This window comes from Martinezella rhizogenes (genome assembly GCF_007002745.1).
GTDB classification, from domain to species: Bacteria; Pseudomonadota; Alphaproteobacteria; order Rhizobiales; family Rhizobiaceae; genus Agrobacterium; species Agrobacterium cucumeris.
This window is the reverse complement of sequence record NZ_SGNY01000004.1, coordinates 347,241-367,966: the sequence shown is the minus strand read 5'-3', so window position 1 is coordinate 367,966 and position 20,726 is coordinate 347,241. Positions and strand designations below refer to the sequence as shown.

The 20,726-nt window shown below is 59.7% G+C and carries 19 protein-coding genes and 1 pseudogene; 7 read left to right on the top strand and 13 right to left on the bottom strand.

Going from position 1 to position 20,726, the window contains the following annotated elements; all coding sequences use genetic code 11:
• Window positions 1-46 precede the first annotated feature (46 nt).
• A pseudogene (locus tag EXN68_RS27905) lies at window positions 47-285 on the bottom strand (DDE-type integrase/transposase/recombinase); the annotation flags it as partial.
• 315 nt (window positions 286-600) lie between these two features.
• Here EXN68_RS27905 and EXN68_RS27435 point away from each other — a divergent pair.
• The gene (locus EXN68_RS27435) at window positions 601-963 is read left to right on the top strand and encodes a hypothetical protein (RefSeq protein WP_161991360.1); all 363 of its coding nucleotides are present in this window, start codon (window positions 601-603) and stop codon (window positions 961-963) included.
• A gap of 132 nt (window positions 964-1,095) precedes the next feature.
• On the opposite strand, the gene EXN68_RS14915 is transcribed toward EXN68_RS27435, so the two are convergent.
• The 8 genes from EXN68_RS14915 to EXN68_RS14880 all read right to left on the bottom strand — a co-directional run bounded on the left by EXN68_RS14915 (window position 1,096) and on the right by EXN68_RS14880 (window position 9,556).
• Window positions 1,096-2,202: an agmatine deiminase family protein gene (locus tag EXN68_RS14915; protein ID WP_142841625.1), complete on the bottom strand. Its 1,107-nt coding sequence runs from the start codon at window positions 2,200-2,202 to the stop codon at window positions 1,096-1,098.
• Between the two features lie 256 nt (window positions 2,203-2,458).
• Entirely contained in the window at window positions 2,459-3,388 is a 930-nt protein-coding gene (locus tag EXN68_RS14910) for a sugar phosphate isomerase/epimerase family protein (RefSeq protein ID WP_142841624.1), read from the bottom strand.
• A 56-nt stretch (window positions 3,389-3,444) separates the two neighbouring features.
• Entirely contained in the window at window positions 3,445-4,386 is a 942-nt protein-coding gene (locus tag EXN68_RS14905; protein WP_142841623.1) for a sugar phosphate isomerase/epimerase family protein, read from the bottom strand.
• Between the two features lie 82 nt (window positions 4,387-4,468).
• Window positions 4,469-5,641 (bottom strand): Gfo/Idh/MocA family protein, encoded by a 1,173-nt coding sequence (locus EXN68_RS14900; protein WP_142841622.1) that lies wholly within the window; start codon window positions 5,639-5,641, stop codon window positions 4,469-4,471.
• 82 nt (window positions 5,642-5,723) lie between these two features.
• On the bottom strand, window positions 5,724-6,626 hold the full coding sequence (locus tag EXN68_RS14895; protein ID WP_142841621.1) for a sugar phosphate isomerase/epimerase family protein: 903 nt from the start codon (window positions 6,624-6,626) through the stop codon (window positions 5,724-5,726).
• Between the two features lie 23 nt (window positions 6,627-6,649).
• Window positions 6,650-7,471 (bottom strand): ATP-binding cassette domain-containing protein, encoded by an 822-nt coding sequence (locus EXN68_RS14890; protein ID WP_142841620.1) that lies wholly within the window; start codon window positions 7,469-7,471, stop codon window positions 6,650-6,652.
• A gap of 9 nt (window positions 7,472-7,480) precedes the next feature.
• Window positions 7,481-8,485 (bottom strand): ABC transporter permease, encoded by a 1,005-nt coding sequence (locus EXN68_RS14885; RefSeq protein ID WP_193559525.1) that lies wholly within the window; start codon window positions 8,483-8,485, stop codon window positions 7,481-7,483.
• Window positions 8,486-8,590: 105 nt separating this feature from the next.
• Window positions 8,591-9,556, bottom strand: coding sequence for a substrate-binding domain-containing protein (locus EXN68_RS14880; RefSeq protein ID WP_142841619.1), 966 nt, complete (start codon window positions 9,554-9,556; stop codon window positions 8,591-8,593).
• Window positions 9,557-9,704: 148 nt separating this feature from the next.
• On the opposite strand from EXN68_RS14880, the gene EXN68_RS14875 reads away from it, so the two are divergent.
• The gene (locus tag EXN68_RS14875; protein WP_142841618.1) at window positions 9,705-10,745 is read left to right on the top strand and encodes a LacI family DNA-binding transcriptional regulator; all 1,041 of its coding nucleotides are present in this window, start codon (window positions 9,705-9,707) and stop codon (window positions 10,743-10,745) included.
• A gap of 10 nt (window positions 10,746-10,755) precedes the next feature.
• Here EXN68_RS14875 and soxG read toward each other — a convergent pair whose 3' ends face one another.
• From soxG to EXN68_RS14855, 4 genes are all read right to left on the bottom strand, one after another.
• The gene (gene soxG, locus EXN68_RS14870; protein WP_142841617.1) at window positions 10,756-11,304 is read right to left on the bottom strand and encodes a sarcosine oxidase subunit gamma family protein; all 549 of its coding nucleotides are present in this window, start codon (window positions 11,302-11,304) and stop codon (window positions 10,756-10,758) included.
• A complete protein-coding gene (locus EXN68_RS14865; protein WP_142841616.1) occupies window positions 11,297-14,260 on the bottom strand; it encodes a sarcosine oxidase subunit alpha in 2,964 nt (987 codons plus the stop codon). The genes soxG and EXN68_RS14865 overlap by 8 nt, the downstream gene beginning before the upstream one ends.
• On the bottom strand, window positions 14,257-14,532 hold the full coding sequence (locus EXN68_RS14860; protein ID WP_142841615.1) for a sarcosine oxidase subunit delta family protein: 276 nt from the start codon (window positions 14,530-14,532) through the stop codon (window positions 14,257-14,259). Before EXN68_RS14860 ends, EXN68_RS14865 begins: the two co-directional genes overlap by 4 nt.
• 77 nt (window positions 14,533-14,609) lie before the next feature.
• A complete protein-coding gene (locus tag EXN68_RS14855) occupies window positions 14,610-15,860 on the bottom strand; it encodes a sarcosine oxidase subunit beta family protein (RefSeq protein WP_142841614.1) in 1,251 nt (416 codons plus the stop codon).
• A gap of 90 nt (window positions 15,861-15,950) precedes the next feature.
• On the opposite strand from EXN68_RS14855, the gene EXN68_RS14850 reads away from it, so the two are divergent.
• The 5 genes from EXN68_RS14850 to EXN68_RS14830 all read left to right on the top strand — a co-directional run bounded on the left by EXN68_RS14850 (window position 15,951) and on the right by EXN68_RS14830 (window position 20,711).
• Entirely contained in the window at window positions 15,951-16,925 is a 975-nt protein-coding gene (locus EXN68_RS14850; protein ID WP_142841613.1) for a GlxA family transcriptional regulator, read from the top strand.
• Window positions 16,926-16,959: 34 nt separating this feature from the next.
• Window positions 16,960-17,640, top strand: a complete 681-nt coding sequence (locus EXN68_RS14845; RefSeq protein WP_161991349.1) for a helix-turn-helix domain-containing protein — start codon at window positions 16,960-16,962, stop codon at window positions 17,638-17,640.
• A gap of 96 nt (window positions 17,641-17,736) precedes the next feature.
• Complete coding sequence (locus EXN68_RS14840) at window positions 17,737-18,642, top strand: class II glutamine amidotransferase (RefSeq protein ID WP_142841612.1); 906 nt, start codon at window positions 17,737-17,739, stop codon at window positions 18,640-18,642.
• Window positions 18,643-18,679: 37 nt separating this feature from the next.
• On the top strand, window positions 18,680-19,366 hold the full coding sequence (locus EXN68_RS14835) for a GltB/FmdC/FwdC-like GXGXG domain-containing protein (protein WP_142841611.1): 687 nt from the start codon (window positions 18,680-18,682) through the stop codon (window positions 19,364-19,366).
• Between the two features lie 16 nt (window positions 19,367-19,382).
• Window positions 19,383-20,711 (top strand): FMN-binding glutamate synthase family protein, encoded by a 1,329-nt coding sequence (locus EXN68_RS14830; RefSeq protein ID WP_142841610.1) that lies wholly within the window; start codon window positions 19,383-19,385, stop codon window positions 20,709-20,711.
• Window positions 20,712-20,726 lie beyond the last annotated feature (15 nt).

Genomic DNA, 20,726 nt, shown 5'->3' with positions numbered 1-20,726 from the left:
ATTGGCGTTGGGTGCCAGCGGCGCGGTGTCGCCAGTTTCGGACTGTCATTTCAGCGGCATACTCAGCCCACAGGCTGAACGCATCAGCCTGGGCGTGCGGTATGAAATGGCGGGTAGAGTGTAAGCGGCGGGGGCGGAAGATCGTGTTGATTTGATCGTGGGCCGAGAGGAAGCGCTGAGCCTGAAGCGGTGTTTGAACCGACCCGTGATCTTCTCGCACTTTCGGGTCTGCCGGTGGGAGTTTTCAATTCGGTTGTTCAGCTTATTGTGCGTCCGATGATTAGACAGGCAAGGTCTCTCCGTAATTTCTGAACTCCGTTCATTTGAAACTGATGGCGGAAATGGCTATGGCCATACCCCGCACTATATGAAGTCGCTGATGGGAGCATGCGCCGTCCCCCTTAGTGAATATCGATGCCATGCGAGGGCATCCCATGCCTGATCTTCGACAACAATTGGAGATCATGCGGCATCGACCTGGAAGAATAGGGGCAGGCTGGCGCGCGCAGGTTCATATCCGCCATTGCCTCTCGCGGCGGAGGCGTTATCATAATCGTGTTGTAAGGTGGTAGGCTTTGGGAGGAGCGATACGTGAGACGGATGTGGCCAGATGAATTTGCCTTTCTGCTTGATGGTACGGAAGAGGTTGACCTGCATATTCCACCGATGGAGCACAAAGATGGTTCGTCCGGGGAAACGATATCCCGGAAGGCCTTGAAAGCCCGTATCAGCCAACAGGATTTTGAGAAGATTTGGCCCCTGGCAGAGGCTCGTTATCGGTTGAGCGGCCGGCTTTCGGGCAAGGCGATCACGCTGATTGCCAACAACCCTCATTACCAGAAATGGCACCCCTCAGATGGTGGCAGCGTCGAAAGCGTGTCCGATAGCGGCCAGAAATACACGACACGTTATGTGACCGTGCATTTTCTTCTGGATGATGTTCACGAGCCTGTCGAAGCCTGAAGGTCGTAGTGGCGGTTCTTGCCGGTGGATTGGTCGAGTGGCGTCGAGGTCATTTCAGTCTTCGACGCCATTTTCGTGCCGGTTTTGATCTCCGGCACATCTCACCGTCAAAGGCACATGAGCCCTACGTGATCAGACCTTGGGCTGCTCGTGGGTGGCGCAATGGATGCCGCCGCCTACCTCACCTACCGGGTCGATATTTAACGTGATGATCTCCCGGCCGGGATAAAGCTTGCCAAGAATGGCTGCGGCTCCTTCATCGGCTTCCCGATCGCCGAATTCGGCGGCGATGACCGCACCGTTGCAGACATAATAATTGACGTAGGAAGATACGAAATCGGCGCTATCGACACGAATGTCGTAGGGTTCCGGCAAAATGATTATATCCAGCTTGCGGCCCTCGGCATCGGTGGCTGCGGCCAGAATATCATGGGTTTCGAAGGCTGCCACCGACCACGGGTCGTCGTGGTCGATCTTGTCTCCCATCTGGATCAGCAGTTGCCCCGGCTTGACGAAACGGGCGAGCGCATCGATGTGGTAATCGGTGATGTCAGCTCCGATGATTCCCGGTGCCCACACCATCTTGCGCGCGCCCATCGTGTCGAGGAGAAGCCGTTCGATTTCTGCCTTGTCGCCGCGGTTGCGATTGGCATTGATGAAGCTGCTTTCATGGGCGATCAACGTACCGTGGCCGTCGGTTTCCACTCCTCCAGCCTCGCCCACCAGCCCTGCATCAAAAACCGGAAGGCCCATACGCTCGGCTATCCGCGCGGCAATCTTTCCGCCGGCATTGTGGGTTTGCTTGTTGCCCCAGCCGTTGAAGTTGAACTGCGTGATGGCGAGCCCGCCCTTGCCATCCACAACAAAGGACGGCCCGGAATCGCGACACCACAGATCATCGGTCGGAATGTCCCATAATTCGACGTTGCGCGACACCTGTTTGCGGATCGCGTCATGGTACTGCGCCGCGGCTAGCATCACGACCGGCTCGAACTCCGCAATGGTATTGGCGATTTTCGCGATGGTTTTTTGAAGGTCATCAAGGAAATCGGCATCGTCATGCACGGCGGGGTTCACCGGCCACTGCATGAAAGTGCGTTCATGCGGTTCGGTTTCCTCAGGATACCAAAATCCGACGGCACGGGCCGATGGGCCCGCCGTCCGGCCCTGATGGGACGAGGCCGAAAGGCCAGCGGTGGCAGCAGCGGCAAAAAGCAGTGTCTGGCGGCGGGTCATCATCGTATCACCGTGAAAACACAAAGAAAACGATGCTTCATCTTATGGGTGCGCATCTTGGATTTGCCCAAAGCTGCTGTCAACAAAGCTAATTCGTTCTGAAACTTCTGCTCATATTCCAATGTGGCTTTTACATGGATGTGACGGATAAAAATATGGGTTTTCAGACTGAAGGATTCTTATGTGCCGGAAATGACCATTATTTCGATCGCGATTGGCTCGGCCTCTCGCGAGGCGTCACGGTTTTGCTCCGTTCGGTTCAGAAACCGCTTTTGGCAAGAAACGCCCTGCTGGCCGCCAGATCGTTCAGAATGCTGCCGGTATTACGCGGGTCGCGTTCCTGTTCGATGGTTATGTAACCGCCGTAACCGAGTTCCGTCAGAAGGCTGCGGATCGCCGGATAGTCGATCGAGCCGCGGCCGATCGGGCACATCACGCCCTTGGCGCAGGCGTCGAAGAAGGAGATGTGTTCTGCCATCACCTCCTTGAAAACCGCGGCGTCGATATCCTTGAAATGAATATAGTCGACACGGTCCCAATAGCAGCGAAGCGTGGCGATGGGATCCATGCCGGAATAGGCCATATGGCCGGTATCGAGGCAGAGGCCCGCGAGATCGGCGGGAATGTCCTCGACGATCTGTTGCAGCTCGTCGGCAAATTCGATGTAGCCGCCAGCATGGGGATGGATGGTAGCGCGCACGCCGTATTTGTCACGGGCAAGCGTTGCAACGGCGCGGATGTTTTCGACCATGCCCTGCCACGCCGTTGCATCGAGGCGCGGCGCGCGGCCGGAATGACCGGCAGCATAATCGCGTTCGTCATGGCCCCAGTCCATCACCGTCAGATAGGGGGCGGGAAAACGCTGGCAGGCATGGGTTTCCGGCTTCGGCAGACGGGTGATCAGTGCGCAGATCTCGTCGGTCTGGCGCAGCAGATTGTCGCGGTTGTCAGGTGAGACCAGATCGTCGAAGATCGTGCCGGCAACGATCTTCAGGCCGCGCTCGTCCAGCGCCTGTGAAACGCGCTTGAGATCAAGCGGCAGATAGCCGTAGGGGCCAAGTTCCAGACCACCGAAACCGGCAGCCTTCGCCTCATCCAGCACCTTTTCCCAATGGGGCAGATGGGGGTTTTTGACGTCATCGACGCCCCAGCAGCAGGGAGCGGTGGTGATGGTGATCGGGTTGGTCATGGCATCCTCGTAGTGCGATTGGTGCCGGGCCGCATTCTGCGGCCTGGGAGCTCGTCTCAGCGGCTGATGGTCGCTTGCAGGGCGTCGATGGAGGACTGAATGCCCGCCTCGGTGGACATGGTGAAATCCTCCATTTCGAGGCTCACCCAGCCATTGTAGCCGGCCATGCGCACCACGGAGAAGAACTCCTTCCACCATTGCAGATCGCGGCCGGCGCCGACAGCCACGTAGTTCCAGCTGCGGTTGGCGACATCAGTCACGTCTTTCAGCTCCAGGAGGCCGTTCACATCCGCCAGCCCACGCTCGATGCGGGTGTCCTTGCCATGGCAATGGTGGATCGCGTCGCCGAGTGCCCGGGCAGAGGCGATGGGATCGGCCCCCATCCACATCAGGTGCGAGGGATCGAGATTCATGCCCACCGTCGGGCCAACCTCATTGCGCAGGCGGAACAGGGTTTCCGGGTTCCAGACGAGCATGGCCGAGAAATTCTCGAGCGCATATTTCTTGACGCCGGCTTCCCTGGCGAGCTTCACGAGCCCATGCCAGAGCGGGAAGGCGCGGTCTTCCCATTGATAACGGTCGCGCTCCGGCATCTCGGTCGGCCAGCTCTTGGTGTAGACGAGCCAGTTCGGCACCGTATCGCCGGGAGCTGCCTCCGGCAGGCCGGACATGGTGACGATCTTCGTCACGCCGATCTCTCCGGCCAGCCGGACGGTGTCCTGCATTTCCTTAAGGTGGCGCCTGCCCATATCGCCGGGATCGAGCGGATTGGCGGAGCAATTCAGCGCAGCGATTTCGAGGCCGCGGGCCTTGATTTCCTTCAGCTTGGACTTGAGCAGCCCCCTGTCCGCCAGAAGTTCGTCCGCGCGGAAATGCGGGCCGCTGGACCAGCCACCGCCGGTCATCTCGATGCCCTCGACGCCGAGCGCGACACATTTGTCGAGCATATCGGTGAAGGGCAGGTTTGCCATGACATCAGTACAAATTGCGAGTTTCATAGTGTTGTCTTTCTAAAAAGGCATGGGGACGCGCTTGATGAGGAGGAGGACGGGAGAGTGGTCCGGCGCGCCCCCAAACTGGTTATGCGAAATCGACCCAGGCGGCGCCGGCATCGGCCGAGCGGACGCAGTTTTCCAGCCAGCGAACGCCTTCGGTGCCAGCCGTGATGCCGGGATAATGGTGGGTCTTCAGAAAGGCCCTGTCACCGCGATTTGCCGCATCGATCGCCTGGGCGATCCAGAGGTAGATATTCGACCAGCTATCGCCGAGACCTTCGGTATGCAGCGCGCCCATGCGGTCGATGGCGAGGCTTTCCTGTTCCAGATAGGGCATGCCGTGATGCAGGATGCGGCCGGGTTCGCCCTGAACCTCGTAAATCAGCTGGTCAGGATGGGAGTCGGACCATTCAAGCGACGCCTTGGAGCCGACGAAACGGTAACGCTGCGATCCCATATTACCGGCATTGACGGAGGAGACCCAGAGACGGCCGCGTGCGCCATTGTCGTAATGCATCAGAACGGTGGCGTGGTCCTCCAGCGGCGCGCGGGTGGGGATGAAAGCCTTGCGGTCGCAGAGCAGGCGTTCGACCTTCATATGGGGCAGCACGACTTCCGAGAGATAATAAAGATGCGTGCCTATATCGCCCAGCACGAAGGTCGGTCCGGCGGTGCGGGGATTGGTGCGCCATTTGACGGCTTCGCCCGCGTCCACATCGTCACCGGCATTAAAGCCGTGGGTATATTGCAGGTCGACGATACGGATGTCGCCCAGCATTCCTTTTTTGACCATGGCCGCCATCTGGTGGACGAGCGGGTGCCCGGTAAAACCATAGGTAACGCCGACGATCAGGCCCTTCTGTTCGGCCAGCCGCGCCACCTCGTCGCATTCCGCCACGGTGAAGAACAGCGGTTTTTCGCAGATGACATGCAGCCCGGCCTCAAGGCAGGCCTTGGTGATTTCATAATGGGTGAAATTGGGGGTGGCGATGGAGACGACGTCAACACCGTCTTCGCGTGTCGTTTCGCCGGCAATCAGTGCCTTGTAATCCGCATAGCAGCGTTCCGCCGCAACGCCGAGATTGACGCCGAAGTCTCGGCCTCTTTCGGCATCGAGGTCGAATGCGCCGGCGACGAGCTGGTAGTTGCCGTCGCGAAGCGCACCGGTGCGGTGTTTGTAACCCACCTGTCCCGTGCGTCCGCCGCCCACCATGGCCCAGCGCAGCGGGCGTGAAATCAGTCTTTCTCCGTTGATCATGTCGGTCGTCTTTCCATTTGATGTTGCCAATGGCCGTGGCCGGAGGCTGGGTCCGCCTCGGCCTCAGCGCTGGTTTGCCGCGTTATTTCTTGAAATAGAGGTCGATATAGTCCTGCATCTTGCTGCGCATGAACCGGCTCGATTCATCCGCCCTGTCTTCCCAGGCGAAGACGCAGGAGGTCATGATGCCGTCGAAGCCGATTTCGGAAAGCGTGCTGAAGAAGTCGTCCCATGGCACTTCACCCTGGCCGATATTGAGATGCTGGTGCACCCGCGCCTGCGTGCCCGGCGGGTTGAGGATATAACGAAGCCCGGAGCTGGCCTTGTGGTTGAAGGTGTCGCCCACATGCACATGGGCGAGCACATCCTTCGCTTCGCGCAGCATCGCCTTGGTGTCGTCACCGAAATAGAAGGTGTGCGGCGCGCAATAGAGGAATTTGACGTTCTTCGAATTGACGGTGCGGATGATGTCGAGCGCCGGCTGCAGCGTCTCGCACCAGTCTTCCGGATGTGGCTCGACATGCAGGTTGATGCCTTCGCGTTCGAAGATCGGCACCAGTTCTTCCATTGAGCGCCACCAGGCGTCCTCGCAGGCTTCAATCATCGAGCCGGTATGGCAGCAATAACATGAACCCTTGTCGGGATGCGGTCCGCGGCCGAATTCGGAATTCATCGTGTCGACCTCCAGTTCGATGGCGATCTCGATGGCGCGTTTCCAGTGTTTTACCGCCGCCTGCCGTTCGGTCTCGTCATTTGAGGCCCAGCGATACATCGGCAGCAGCGAGGCGATACCGACATTGGCGTCTTTCAGCGCCTTTTTGAAAGACCTGATGCGCTCGGGAAAAACACGCGGCGCTTTGAACCATTCGAGGAAATCGGCGCGGGGGCTGAGTTCGATCCAGTCGAAGCCAAGCTCCTTCACCTTGGCGGGCAGCTCATCGAGGCTGGTGAAACGGTGCATGTGGGGGTCGATGGCGATTTTCATCGGTCTTGATCCTTCTCTATGTCTTAACTGGATGGCGGGTGCGGCGGATGGCCGTCATGGCTGGCCATGTAATTTTCCACCTCAGCCCCGAGATCGGCGAGCGCTTCACCGCCGGCCATCAGGTCGGTGATCTCCTCGCGGGATTTTTCGCCCTTGCGGAAATTGGCGGCGACTGCGCCGCGGATGAGGACGGCGAAATGGTCGCCGACGGCGATGGCGTGGGTGACCTGATGGGTGATGAAGATCACCGCGATCCCCCGCTTGCGCGCTTCAAGGACGATGCGCAGGACATGGGACGCCTGTTTCACGCCCAGCGCCGCCGTCGGCTCGTCGAGGATCAGAACGCGTGCGCCAAAATGCACCGCGCGGGCGATGGCGAGCGATTGCCGCTCGCCGCCGGAGAGCCCGCCGATAAGGCGGTCGCCGTCATCGATGCGGGTGATGCCGAATTCCTGCACCGCCTTGACGGCGATTTCATTGGCCTTCTTGCGGTCGTAGATGCGGAAGGGCCAGAAACCTTTCGTGGGTTCTGCGCCAATGAAGAAGGAGCGGCCGATGCTCATCAGCGGAAAGGTTCCGCCAAACTGGTGCACGGTGGAAATGCCCATGCGCTGCGCATCGCGCGGCCCGTCGAAATCGACCGGCTTGCCATCCATCAACAACTCACCGGAACTGGGCTGATAAACCCCGGCCAGTGTCTTGATCAGTGTGGATTTTCCAGCACCGTTGTCGCCCAGCAGGCAGAGCACCTCGCCGGCGCGCACCTTCAGCGAGATATCGTGCAGAACATCGATGGGACCGAAGGACTTGTTGACGTTTCTGAGTTCGAGAATGGGTGTGGTCATCGTCCAGCCTCACTTCTTCTTCGGCGAATAGGTGAGCGCCATGACGCGGAAGGTGTTGTTCATCAGCACTGCGAGCAGCAGCATGACGCCGATGATGAGGCTCGACCAGTTGCGGTCAAACGAAGTGAAATAGATGCCCTGGTTGACGATGGCGAAGGTGATGGTGCCGAGAAAAATGCCGATCACCGAACCGAAACCGCCCGTCAGCAGCACTCCACCCACGACGACCGCGATGATGGAGTTGAAGATGAAGGTCATGCCGGCTGAAACCTGGGCGACATTGAAGAGGATTGCCTGACAGACCCCGACGAAGGAGGCGCTGACAGAGGAAAGGATGAACAGCGTGACCGTCAGCTTGTCTGTGGGAATGCCGGCGTTGCGGGCGCTCACGCGGTCGCCGCCCATGGCGAAGATCCAGTTTCCGAAGGGCGAATAATGGACGTAGAAGATATAGATCGCCGTCAGCAGCAGCCACCAGACGATGCTGACCTGAAAACTGCCGCCGATGAAATGTCCGAAGAGAAATTTGGCGATGGGGCCGGATTGCGCCGGGCTAAGCGCCACGCTGGTCGTGCCGGTCAGAAGCACGGAAAAGCCGAGGATTAGCCCCTGCACCGCAAACAGCGTGCCGAGCGTGACGATCAGTGACGGCACCACGGTCCGTATCACCAGAAAACCGTTGATCAGCCCGACAAGCATCCCAAGGCCAAGCGCGCCGATGATGCCGAGCCAGATTGGCATGCCGTAATAACCGGTGATGATGGCGACCGTCAGAGCGCCGGCCGGGATCATCGCGCCGATGGAAATGTCCAGCTCGCCGGAAATCATGAGAAGGCCGACGGGAATGGCGACGATGCCGAGATTGGCGGCGACATTCAGCCAGCTTGCGGCACCCGCCGGTTTCAGGAATTCGATGCTGCCGAAGACAACGAAGAAGACAAGAACGAAAACAAGGCCGAGAAAGGCGCCTGATTCCGGGCGGCGCAGAAGGTCGCCCAAAGAGAGATTTTTCACGTCGTTCACTCCAATATTGGCCCTAAGTGCCGAGGGGATATCCTTTTGCCGTCAAACCCCGACCCCCGGTTTCCTTGGGGATCGGAGGTGGCTACGGATAACCGCTCAACGCGCTCCCTTGGCGACGCCGGCAAGCGTGGTCTGGATGTTGGATTTGTCGACGATGTTCGGTCCCGTCAGCAGTGGGGCGGTCGGCAGATCGGTTCCGAAATCGATGGCCGAGGCCAGCAGCGTTACCGCCAGCAATGATTGCAGATAGGGCTGCTGGTCGATTGCGAAACCCTGCGTCCCGTCCTTGATCCGGTCGAGGCCGGACTGGTTGAGGTCGAAGGTGCCGAGCAGGGCCGTTTCGGTCTTGCCGGCCTGCATGACGCCGATGGCGGCCGAATCCGCATCGCCCGCCGAAATGGTCAGGACGCCGTCGATCTTGCTGTCCTGTAGCAATGTCGCCTTGATGGCCTCGGCGACGGCGGTGGCGTCGCCGAAGCTGGTGGCCGGAAGCGGCAGCTGCTTGCCGGCGCCGCCGGCCTTGGTGATACCGTCGATGACGCCCTTGCAGCGCGCCTCCTGATTGGCGGCGCCCGGAACGGTATTGACGCAGATGACGTTCTTTTTGCCCTGCTTGGCGAAATATTCGCCTCCGGCCACACCCGCCAGATATTCGTCGGAGCCGATATAGTTGATCGCGCCGAGTTCCTTGGCCTTTTCGTGCCCACCGGCATTCATGAGAATGACCTTGATGCCGGCATTGATGGCTTCCCGGATCGCCGGGTCTTCGCCTTCCGGTACCCAGTTCGGGATCACGAGACCATCGACCTTCTGGCTGATGGCGGTCTGGATCAGCTGCACCACATCGGGCGCAAAATTGTCGTAGGTTTGCAGGCGCAGATAATTGACCTTGCCGCCATTTGCCTCGACCACGAGGCGTGCGTCATCCAGACCTTTTTTGATGAGGTTCCAGAATGCGTCGTCGTTCTTGCCACCGACAACGGCGATATTGGCCGCAAACGCGCCGGATGCCATTACCAGCGATGCAGCACCCGCGATGAGAAATTTCCTGAAAAATGCCATTGTTTCCTCCCTGCCCATTCTCCCGATGGGCCAAAATGACAGGATGATTTATATCTTTCATTTTCTTGAGAATGGAATTTATATTTCATTTAATGTTGCATTTCGTATCATTCCATGTCATTCATTGATGATACGATTGTGAGGTGCCATGAACCGCCCGACCATTACCGATCTTGCCAAGGCAGCCGGTGTCAGCATCTCCACGGTCAACCGGTTGCTGCACGGTTCGACCGTCGTGCGTCAGGATACGATCGACCAGATACTCAAGGCTGCAGAGGAAATCGGTTTTTATGGTCTCGGCACCATCAAGGACCGCCGTCGTGAGGCCATGCCCCATTACAGGCTCGGGTTTCTGCTGCAGCAATCCCATCGGCCGCTCTACCGGTTGTGGGCGGAGGGGATCGTTACCGCCGCACGCCAGAGGCCGGACAGCGTCATCGAGCCGGATGTCGTGTTCGAGGACGACCTCTCTCCGGAGGCCGTTTCCGCCAATCTCCTGAAGATGGGGCAATCCTGCAGCGCGATCGCGGTGGTGACGGCCGATCATCCACTCGTCAGCCAGGCAATCGACGAGCTGCGGGGCAGGGGCGTTCCCGTGGTAACCTACGTATCTGATCTGTCGGCGGCGAGCCGCGCGGGGTTTGTTGGAACCGACAGCTGGAAACGCGGTCGCACTGCGGCATGGTTCCTCAGCCAGACAGTAAAGGGCGAAGGGGTGGCCGTGCCGCTGATCGGCAGCAACCGCTATCAGTGTCAGGATGTTTCGGATGCCAGCTTCCGCTCCTATATCCGCGAGAACACACCTGAATTGCAGGTGGCGGAAACACTGCTGACCTTCGAAGAGCCTGAAAATGCCTATGTCATCATCCGCGACATGATCGCTTCCGAACCCGGCCTCAAGGGGATTTATGTCAATGGCGGTGGCATATCCGGCGTTCTGCGGGCACTTCGGGAGCTGCCCACGGAAAAGCAGCGCGGCATAAAGATCGTCTGCAACGATATCGGCCCGGAAACGCGCAAGGGTCTCAATGAGGGGCTGATTACCGCCTCTCTGCCGCTTCCCCTCGACAGGATGCCGCAGCAATTGATCGACGTGATGTTACGGCGCGTCGAGAATGGCGACACATCCTCCGTCGAACAGCGGATCGTTCCCTTTGAAATCCTGACGCCCGAAAGCATCTGGACCTAGGCCGATAAGATCACTGGAATTCAAGGCTCATCCGGGCAAGATCGTCCCACAGGCTTTCGGCGAAACCGCGTAAAACAATGACTTCGAACACCTGCCCATCAAGCCGGGTGAGATGCGCGGCGATGTGGCCGATCAGCGTCGTCGCGGAGCGTCCCGCCGGAAAAGCCGCAGTGGAAAGATCGACCGCCGTTCCTTTTGCCAGCACCCGCTCGGCCATCCTGCCTTCGATACGAATACGCACGCGTCCATGGCTCTGGTCCACACCCGTCGCCTGCGGCTCAAGCGCCGCAAGAAACGCCTTCATCTCCGCGTGGGACAGCGGCTCTTCGCCGACGATGAGCCATTGGCCGGGAGAGACCGCCCGCACATCGCCTTTTGCGAAGCTGCGCAGACGGACTTCCATATCCGCTGCGCCGGGCGCGGCCAGCACATGGATGATCGCGCCTTCCGGCAGGGGAGAGAGCTTGATGGCGGTGGAAGCGATCGCTGCCTTTTTGCCCAGCACCGGGCGGAGCGTCGGCCGGAAACCAGATTTGAAATCGGGCTTGAAATCAGACATGGAGCTTCTCGTTCTCAGGGTCGAAGAAAACCGGATGGCACAGGCGGGCGGCGGTGAATTCATTGCGCAGACCGTTCCAGACCACGACTTCCTCGCCATGCCGCGCAGGGCCATTCTTGACGAGGGCGAGGCCAATGGTCGAACCGAGATGGGGTGAAAACGCGCTTGAGGTCACATAACCCTGATCGTTTTCCAGCATTGCCGCCGCATCCCTTTCGAGAATATGCGAACCAGTGCGGAATGACTGGTTTTTATCCAGCGGCACGACGCCGACAAGGCTCGGACGGTCGGCAGCGGAAAGCCCCTCGCGCTCCAGCATTCGCCGGCCGATGAAATCGGCCTTGGTGGCGGAGACCATTTTGCCGAAGCCGAGATCGGTGGGCACCACCGTGCCGTTTATTTCGTTGTGGGTGACATGGCCCTTTTCGATACGCAGCACGCCAAGCGCCTCGACACCATAAGGCATGATGTTCTCCGGCTTTCCTGCTTCCATCAGCGCATCGGCAACGCTTTCACCGTAACCGGCCGGAACGGCAAGCTCGTAGGCCAGCTCGCCGGAGAAGGAAATCCGGAACAGGCGTCCATGCAATTGCCCGCCAAACAGTGAGACGTCTTTGGCCGCAAGAAACGGGAAAGCCTCGTCGGAAATATCTTCATCGACGATTCTTTGCAGAATTGTGCGCGCCTTCGGTCCGGCAATCGCCATCTGCGCCCATTGATCGGTGACAGAGGCAAGCCGCACGTCCAGATCCGGCCAGAGCGCCTGGGTGCAGAATTCCAGATGGTTCATGACGCCCGCCGCATAGGCCGTGGTGGTCGTCATGAAGAAACGGTTCTCCTCCAGCCGGCTGGTGGTGCCGTCATCATAGATCATGCCATCTTCACGCAGCATCAGGCCATATCGCGCCTTGCCGACCGGCAGCTTGAGAAAGGCATTGCAATAGACCCGGTTGAGGAATTCGGCGGCGTCCTTGCCGCAAATCTCGATCTTGCCGAGCATCGACACATCGCAGAGGCCGGCATTCTTGCGAACATTCAGAACCTCGCGGTCAACACTTTCCCGCCAGCCGTTTTCGCCGCTGCGGGGAAACCAGGAGGAGCGGTACCAGAGACCGGTTTCGACGAAGATGGCTCCGTTTTTCTCGGCCCAGCCATGCAGCGGCGATTTACGCACCGGCTGGAAATGCTGGCCGTGATAAGCACCGGTGAGCGCGCCAAAGGAGACGGGCGTATAAAAAGGCCGGAAGGTGGTGGTGCCGACTTCGGCCGGCGAAACGCCGCGCGCCTCGGCCAGTAGCCCGATGGCGTTGACGTTGGAAAGCTTGCCCTGATCAGTCGCCATGCCGTTCGTCGTATAGCGCTTGGCCAGTTCCACATGGCCGTAACCTTCGCTGACGGCGAGACCGAGATCCTTGCGGTGAACATCATTCTGGTAATCGACAAAGGCTTTGGCCCTGATGCCGGAGATGGACCAGAGTGGCTTTGCAGGCGGGGCGACGACATCATTTTCCACGACGCCAAATGTTGGTGTCCTCGCTGCAAAACCGAGATCCCGCGCAAGCGCCGCACCCTTTCGCGCGCCGTCTTCAAGGCAGGCGGCGATGCCATTGATCGCTGATACCGCACCGGCAAGTTCGAGCCCCTTGAGATTGGCGGGGGCAAGGAAGGCAGCATTGTCTTCCGACCAGACCGGTTTTCCGCCGCGATGGCAGGCGAGATGGATAATGGGGCTGAAACCGCCCGACATGGCGAGCGCATCGATATTCATGCTTTCCGTGCGGCCATTGGCATAAATTTCTATGGCGGAAAGTGCCTTGCCGCCCTTTGCATTCGAGACGACGCCACCCTTGATGACACGCGCCTTGCCTTCGTAGCCCGGGTTACCCTGCTCGCGGCTGTCGATGATTGCTGCGAGAGTGACACCCTGTGCTTCCAGATCGCGGGCAAGGGCATAACCACTGTCATTGGTGGTGAAAATCGCCGTCGCCGTGCCGGGACTGATGGCATAACGGTTGAGATAGCTGCGCATGGCACTGGCCATCATCACGCCGGGAATATCATTGCCACCGAAGACCAGCGGCCGCTCTTCCGCGCCCGTGGCAAGCAGCGCACGTTTGGCGACGATGCGCCACAGGCGCTCCACCGGCACGTGGGCTTCCGGATCGGGCAGATGTTTCTGCACCCGCTCCACCGCGCCGAAGACATTGCCGTCATACCAGCCGAAAGCCGTGGTTCGCGTCAGCACCGTCACATTCGGTAGGGTTTCGAGTTCGGCAACACATTGCGCCGCGAAATCCGGTGCGCTCTTGCCGCCGATGGCTGCCGTTTCGGAAAGAAGTCCGCCGCCTGCGAGGGAATGTTCATCGACAACAATGACGCGCGCGCCGGCGCGCCCAGCGGCAAGGGCTGCGGCAAGTCCTGCCGCGCCGGAGCCAATCACCAGCAGGTCGCAATGCGCCCAGCATTTGTCATAGGCATCCGGGTCTGCCGCGTAGCTTGCCTTGCCGAGACCGGCCGCCTTGCGGATGAAGGGCTCGTAGATTTTTTCCCAGAAGGCGGCAGGCCACATGAAGGTCTTGTAATAGAAACCCGCGCCGAGGAAGGGCGAAAGAAGGCCGGTCAATGCGCCGATATCGAAATCGAGAGAGGGCCAGCGGTTCTGGCTTTTCGCTTCCAGCCCGGCATAAAGCTCCTGCATGGTGGCGCGCGTGTTCGGCTCCGTGCGCCCGCCGCTGCCGATCGTCATCAGGGCGTTCGGCTCGGCGGCACCCGCCGTCAATATGCCGCGCGGGCGGTGATATTTGAAACTGCGTCCGACGAGCCGCTGGCCATTGGCGAGCAGGGCGGAGGCGAGACTGTCGCCTGCAAAACCCTGCATCACCTTGTCGTCGAAGGTGAAGGAAAGCGGCTGGGTGCGGTCAATCAGACCGCCGGTCTTCAGGCGGCTGGATGTCATGCGCTTGTCGCTTCCTTCTCTCCGGCGGCATCGCGGCAGGCGGATATCTCATGAGTGACCGTATCGCGGGCGACGATCAGCCAGCGGCGGCAGCCGGAGGTGTGGTGCCAATATTCCTCATAGGCGCCGCGCGGATTGTCACGCAGATAGACATAATCGAACCATTCTTCAGCACCGGCATCCGCCGCCGGTCGCTGAAGGGCAGCGCCCTTGATGGTGAATTCTTGCCTGGGTCTTGACCCGCAATGCGGGCAGGGCACGAGACTTGCCATTTCAGATGTCCTTGATCCGCCAGATAGCGGGATGCCGAAAAGTGTGAGCGGTTTTCGCCTGAAATCCCGCGACAGATTTAGTGAAGGTTGGGCTGTGCGCCCTGGCCCTTTTCATCGATGAGATAACCGCGCCGGAAGCGGTCCAGCCGGAAGGCCGTTGCCGTTTCCTGCGGTGTGCCGCGCGCCAGAAGATGGGCGAAGCAAAAACCGGAAGCGGGCGTTGCCTTGAAACCGCCGTAACACCAGCCGGCATTGAGATAGAGATTGTCGATCGGGGTTTGGTCGATGATTGGTGAGCCATCCATCGACATATCCATGATGCCGCCCCAGGAGCGCAGGACCCGGACGCGGGAAAGCGCCGGTATCATCGCCTTACCGGCTTCGGCGACATGTTCGACCGTCGCCAGATTGCCGCGTTGGGCATAGGAGTTGTAGCCGTCAATATCACCGCCGAAAACGAGGCCGCCCTTGTCCGATTGCGAAACGTAAAAATGGCCCGCCCCGAAGGTGACGACGCCATCGATGAAGGGCTTCAGCCCTTCCGACACAAAAGCCTGCAGCACATGGCTTTCGATCGGCAGTTTCAGGCCGGCCATGGCGGCCACCTGCGATGAATTGCCCGCTGCCGCCAGCGCCAGCTTGCCGCAGCCGATGAAACCGCGGCTTGTCTCCACACCCACGACCATGCCGTTTTCGCGGCGAATACCCGTCACCTCGCAGCCCTGAATGATATCGACGCCCCGACTATCTGCACCGCGGGCATAACCCCAGGCAACGGCATCATGCCGCACCGTGCCACCGCGCTTTTGCAGCAGGCCGCCCTGAACCGGAAAGCGGGCATTGTCGAAATTGAGAAACGGCAGCATCGCCTTGACCGAGGCGCGGTCCAGAAGTTCGGCATCGACGCCGTGCAGCCGCATGGCATTGCCGCGCCTTGTATAGGCATCGCGCTGCGCATCCGAATGGAAAAGGTTCAGCACGCCGCGCTGGGAAACCATGGCGTTGAAATTGAAATCCTGCTCCAGCCCTTCCCAGAGCTTCATTGAAAGCTCGTAGAATGGGTTGTTGCCCGGCAGCAGGTAATTGGAGCGGATGATGGTGGTGTTGCGGCCGACATTGCCGGAGCCGATATAGTTTTTCTCCAGCACCGCGACATTGGTGATGCCGAATTCCTTGGCAAGGTAATAGGCCGTCGCCAGCCCGTGCCCGCCGCCGCCAACGATGATGACGTCATAATGCGGTTTCGGCGACACATCCCGCCATGCGGGCTTCCATGATTTATTGCCAAGAAGGCCATTCATGAAAATGGAAAAGGCGGAATAGCGCATCTGGCGTACCTCGAACGATATCACGCAAGCTTACCGACATGGCTCGAAAGGCGATTGCAGAAAAGGGACATTATGAATTAGAAAAGAGACATGACCATCATCGAGCAAAAAAATACCCAGCATATCGGTTTTGTCCTCGTCCCGAATTTTGCGCTGATGTCCTACGCCTCGGCGGCGGAGCCGCTTCGGGCCGCCAATCTCATTGCCGGGACTGATCTCTATGAGGTCGTGCCTTTGTCCTTCGGCGGTGAAGCCGTCAGAAGCTCGTCGGGAATCCTCGTCGATTGCCAGTCACTCGCCTTGGTGGGCGAGCGATGCCATACGATCTTCGTCTGTGCCGGCGGTGGGCCGCAGGACTGGGTGGTGGAGGAAGGTTCTTTTGGCATGCTGCGGCGGCTGGCGCGCCAGGGCGTCAGGATTGGTGGCATTTCCAGCGGTGCTTACCTGCTGGCAGCGGCGGGCCTGCTGGATAATCGCGATTTCACGATCCACTGGGAACACGCGCCGGTACTCCGGGAAGCCTTCGCCCATCTCACGCCCAGACAGGCCCGCTTCGTCATCGATGGGGACCGCATTACCTGCGCCGGTGGCGTTGCGCCCCTTGACATGATGCATGCGATGATTTCACAGAGAATGGGCGCCCATTTCGCAAGGCGTGTCAGCGACTGGTATCTGCACACGGCGGTCGCCGAACCCGGCGCGCCGCAGCGGGGCTCCTCGGCGGAACGTCATGGCACCCACCATCCGGCCTTGCTGACCGTGCTGGAAAAAATGGAAACGACCATCGAAAGCCCGCTTGACCGGCAGACCATGGCAAAGCTGGCCGGAACCAGCGCGCGGCATCTCGACCGGCTTTTCGCGAGCCATCTGAAGTCGAGTTTTCTGGAGACCTACCGCGCCATTCGCCTTGACCACGCCCGGCGATTGCTGGAGCAAAGCCCACTTTCCATCGCGGAAGTGGCCTTCGCCACCGGTTTTTCCAGTGCAGGCCATTTTTCGGGTTGCTTCAAGGCCCGCTTCGGTCAGACACCGAATGCCATGCGACAAAGATTTCCCCTGAATTAAAATAGTTTTCCTGTAAAGAAGGGAAAACACGAAAATGCCGGAGGAACCGATGGCCAAGGATACCACCAAGACCGAGCAGGCGCAGTTCCTGTCGCAGGACCCGCATGCCGTTCGCGAGCCGAGGGTCAACAATCTGGAAATGGCGATCGGTCATGAAGTGCGCGCCTATCGCAAGAAACTCGGCATTACGGTCACCGATCTTGCATCGGCCACCGGTGTTTCCGTGGGCATGCTTTCCAAGATTGAGAACGGTAATATCTCGCCATCGCTCACCACGCTGCAGACGCTTTCAAAGGCGCTGGGCGTGCCGATCACTGCGTTCTTTCGCGGTTTCGAGGAGCCGCGCAGTGCGACCTTCGTCAAAGCGGGGCAAGGGGTGAATATCGAACGCAGGGGCACCCGGGCCGGCCACCAATACAGCCTGCTCGGCCATATCGACAACAATACCAGCGGCGTCACCGTCGAGCCCTATCTCATCACGCTCACCAAGGATTCGGATGTGTTTCCGACCTTCCAGCATGAGGGAATGGAGTTTCTCTACATGCTGGAAGGCGAGGTGGTCTATCGCCACGGCGAGCAGCTTTTCACCATGCAGGCTGGTGACAGCCTGTTTTTCGACGCCGATGCGCCGCACGGGCCGGAGGAATTGGTAAAGCTCCCCGCCCGTTATCTGTCGATCATTTCCTATCCGCAGAGGCGCGTGACCAGTGATTGAGAATTTGCCTTAGAAGAAAAAAATATTCCTGATAGTTGACGAATTGGAATTCCATATGTTAGCCCTTCATTCAGAAACGAATGGAGGTGCCTGTCGATGTGCGGCATTGTTGGACTATTCCTGAAAGACAAAAGCCTTGAACCGCAGCTGGGTCAGCTGCTCTCTGACATGCTCGTCACCATGACCGATCGCGGCCCGGATTCGGCCGGGATTGCGATCTATGGCAGCGCTGCCAATGGCCGGGCGAAAGTGACGATCCAGTCGGCCGATCCCATCGCCGATTTCTCCGGCCTCGCTGAAGTGCTGAAGGAAAATGGTGTTGACGCCGTGGTCACGGTGAAAAGCACCCATGCTGTTCTCGATATTCCCGCCGAGAAGCTGGATGGTATTCGTCCGGTTCTTTTGGCCACCCGACCAAATGTACGGGTCATGGGCTCGGGCGACAGTGTCGAAATCTACAAGGAAACCGGCCTGCCGAAGGACGTTGTCGCCCGTTTCGACGTGCGCTCCATGGCCGGCAGCCATGGCATCGGCCATACCCGCATGGCGACGGAATCGGCGGTGACGACGCTTGGCGCGCATCCCTTCTCCACCGGTGCCGACCAGTGCCTCGTGCATAATGGCTCGCTTTCCAACCACAATAATCTGCGCCGCGAACTGGTGCGCGAGGGCATGACGTTCGAGACCCAGAACGACTCGGAAGTCGCCGCCGCCTATCTCACGGCTGAGATGGCCAAGGGCAAGGATTTAGGCGAGGCGCTCCAGGGTGCGCTCGATGATCTCGACGGCTTCTTCACTTTCGTCGTCGGCACCAAATCCGGCTTTGGCGTGGTGCGTGATCCCATCGCCTGCAAGCCCGCTGTCATGGCCGAGACCGACCAATATGTTGCTTTCGGCTCGGAATATCGCGCGCTGGTCAATCTGCCCGGCATCGAAAATGCCCGCGTCTGGGAGCCGGAACCGGCGACCGTCTATTTCTGGGACCATGAAAAGGCCGCCTGAGACCCGTCATCGGCGCCTGTTTTGAAAGTCATAATCCATGCCAGTTTTCGATCTCTCCCACACGCCATTGCGTGAACTCAACGGTGCGCTCCACGGCCTTTCCTCTGGAGCCAACGACACTGAATTCGAAGTCGTCAATCCGCGCGGCCACCATGCCGTGGCTGTCGGCATAGACAGCCCTGTGATCGTCGATGTGCGCGGCTCGGTCGGTTATTATTGCGCCGGCATGAATGATGGCGGCACCGTCACCGTGCACGGTTCGGCCGGGCCGGGTGTTGCGGAAAACATGATGTCCGGCACCGTCGTCATCGAGGGTGACGCTTCGCAATATGCCGGTGCCACCGGTCGCGGCGGGCTTTTGGTCATCAAAGGCAATGCCGCCTCCCGCTGCGGCATTTCCATGAAGGGCATCGATATCGTCGTGAAGGGCAATATCGGCCATATGTCCGCCTTCATGGGCCAGTCCGGCCATCTCGTCGTCTGCGGTGATGCGGGCGATGCGCTGGGCGATTCCCTTTATGAGGCGAAGCTTTTTGTACGCGGTTCGGTGAAGAGCCTGGGTGCCGATTGCATCGAAAAAGAGATGCGCCCGGAACATCTCGAAAAGCTTGCCGAACTCCTCGAAAAGGCCGGCGTCACCGATGTCAGCCCCGGTGAGTTCAAGCGCTACGGCTCGGCCCGCACGCTCTACAATTTCAACATCGACAACGCCGACGCGTATTGAGGCGAGGGATATTCCGATGAGCTATCACAACCCCTTCACCCCGCCGCGTAAATCCGCAACATTCGATGATCACACGCTGGCGGAAATCCGCCGCGCAGCGGCGACCGGCATCTATGACATTCGCGGCGCCGGCACCAAGCGCAAGGTGCCGCATTTCGACGACCTGCTGTTTCTCGGCGCGTCGATCTCGCGTTATCCGCTCGAGGGCTACCGCGAGAAGTGCGATACGACCGTCACGCTCGGCACGCGCTTCGCCAAAAAGCCGATTACGTTGAAAACGCCGATCTCCATTGCCGGCATGAGTTTCGGCGCGCTTTCGGGCAATGCCAAGGAAGCGCTCGGCCGTGGCGCGACCATCGCCGGCACGTCCACCACGACTGGTGATGGCGGCATGACGGATGAGGAGCGCGGCCATAGCCAGACGCTGGTTTACCAGTATCTGCCCTCACGTTACGGCATGAACCCGAAAGACCTGCGCCGTGCGGACGCCATCGAGGTCGTGGTCGGCCAGGGCGCGAAGCCGGGTGGTGGCGGCATGTTGCTCGGTCAGAAGATTTCCGATCGTGTCGCCAACATGCGCAATCTGCCGAAGGGTATCGACCAGCGCTCCGCCTGCCGCCACCCTGATTGGACCGGCCCTGATGATCTCGAAATCAAGATCCTCGAACTGCGCGAAATCACCGACTGGGAAAAGCCGATCTACATCAAGGTTGGTGGTGCACGCCCCTATTACGACACGGCTTTGGCGGTGAAGGCCGGTGCCGATGTGGTGGTGCTTGACGGCATGCAGGGCGGCACGGCCGCCACGCAGGATGTCTTCATCGAAAATGTCGGCATGCCAACGCTTGCCTGCATTCGCCCCGCCGTGCAGGCGCTTCAGGATCTCGGCATGCACCGCAAGGTGCAGCTCATCGTCTCCGGCGGCATCCGCTCAGGCGCGGATGTCGCCAAGGCGTTGGCGCTTGGTGCCGATGCGGTTGCGATTGGAACGGCGGCGCTGGTGGCGTTGGGTGACAATGATCCGCATTGGGAAGCGGAATATCAGAAACTCGGCACCACCGCCGGCGCTTATGATGACTGGCATGAGGGCAAAGACCCCGCCGGCATCACCACGCAGGACCCCGAATTGGCAGCACGCCTCGATCCCGTTGCCGCCGGCCGCCGCCTCGCCAATTACCTGAAGGTCATGACGCTCGAGGCGCAGACCATCGCGCGCGCCTGCGGCAAGAACCATCTCCACAATCTGGAGCCGGAAGATCTGGTGGCGCTGACCATGGAGGCTGCGGCAATGGCGCAGGTTCCGCTGGCGGGAACGAACTGGTTCCCGGGGAAAGGCAGCTTTTAAGCCATAAAGAACGGA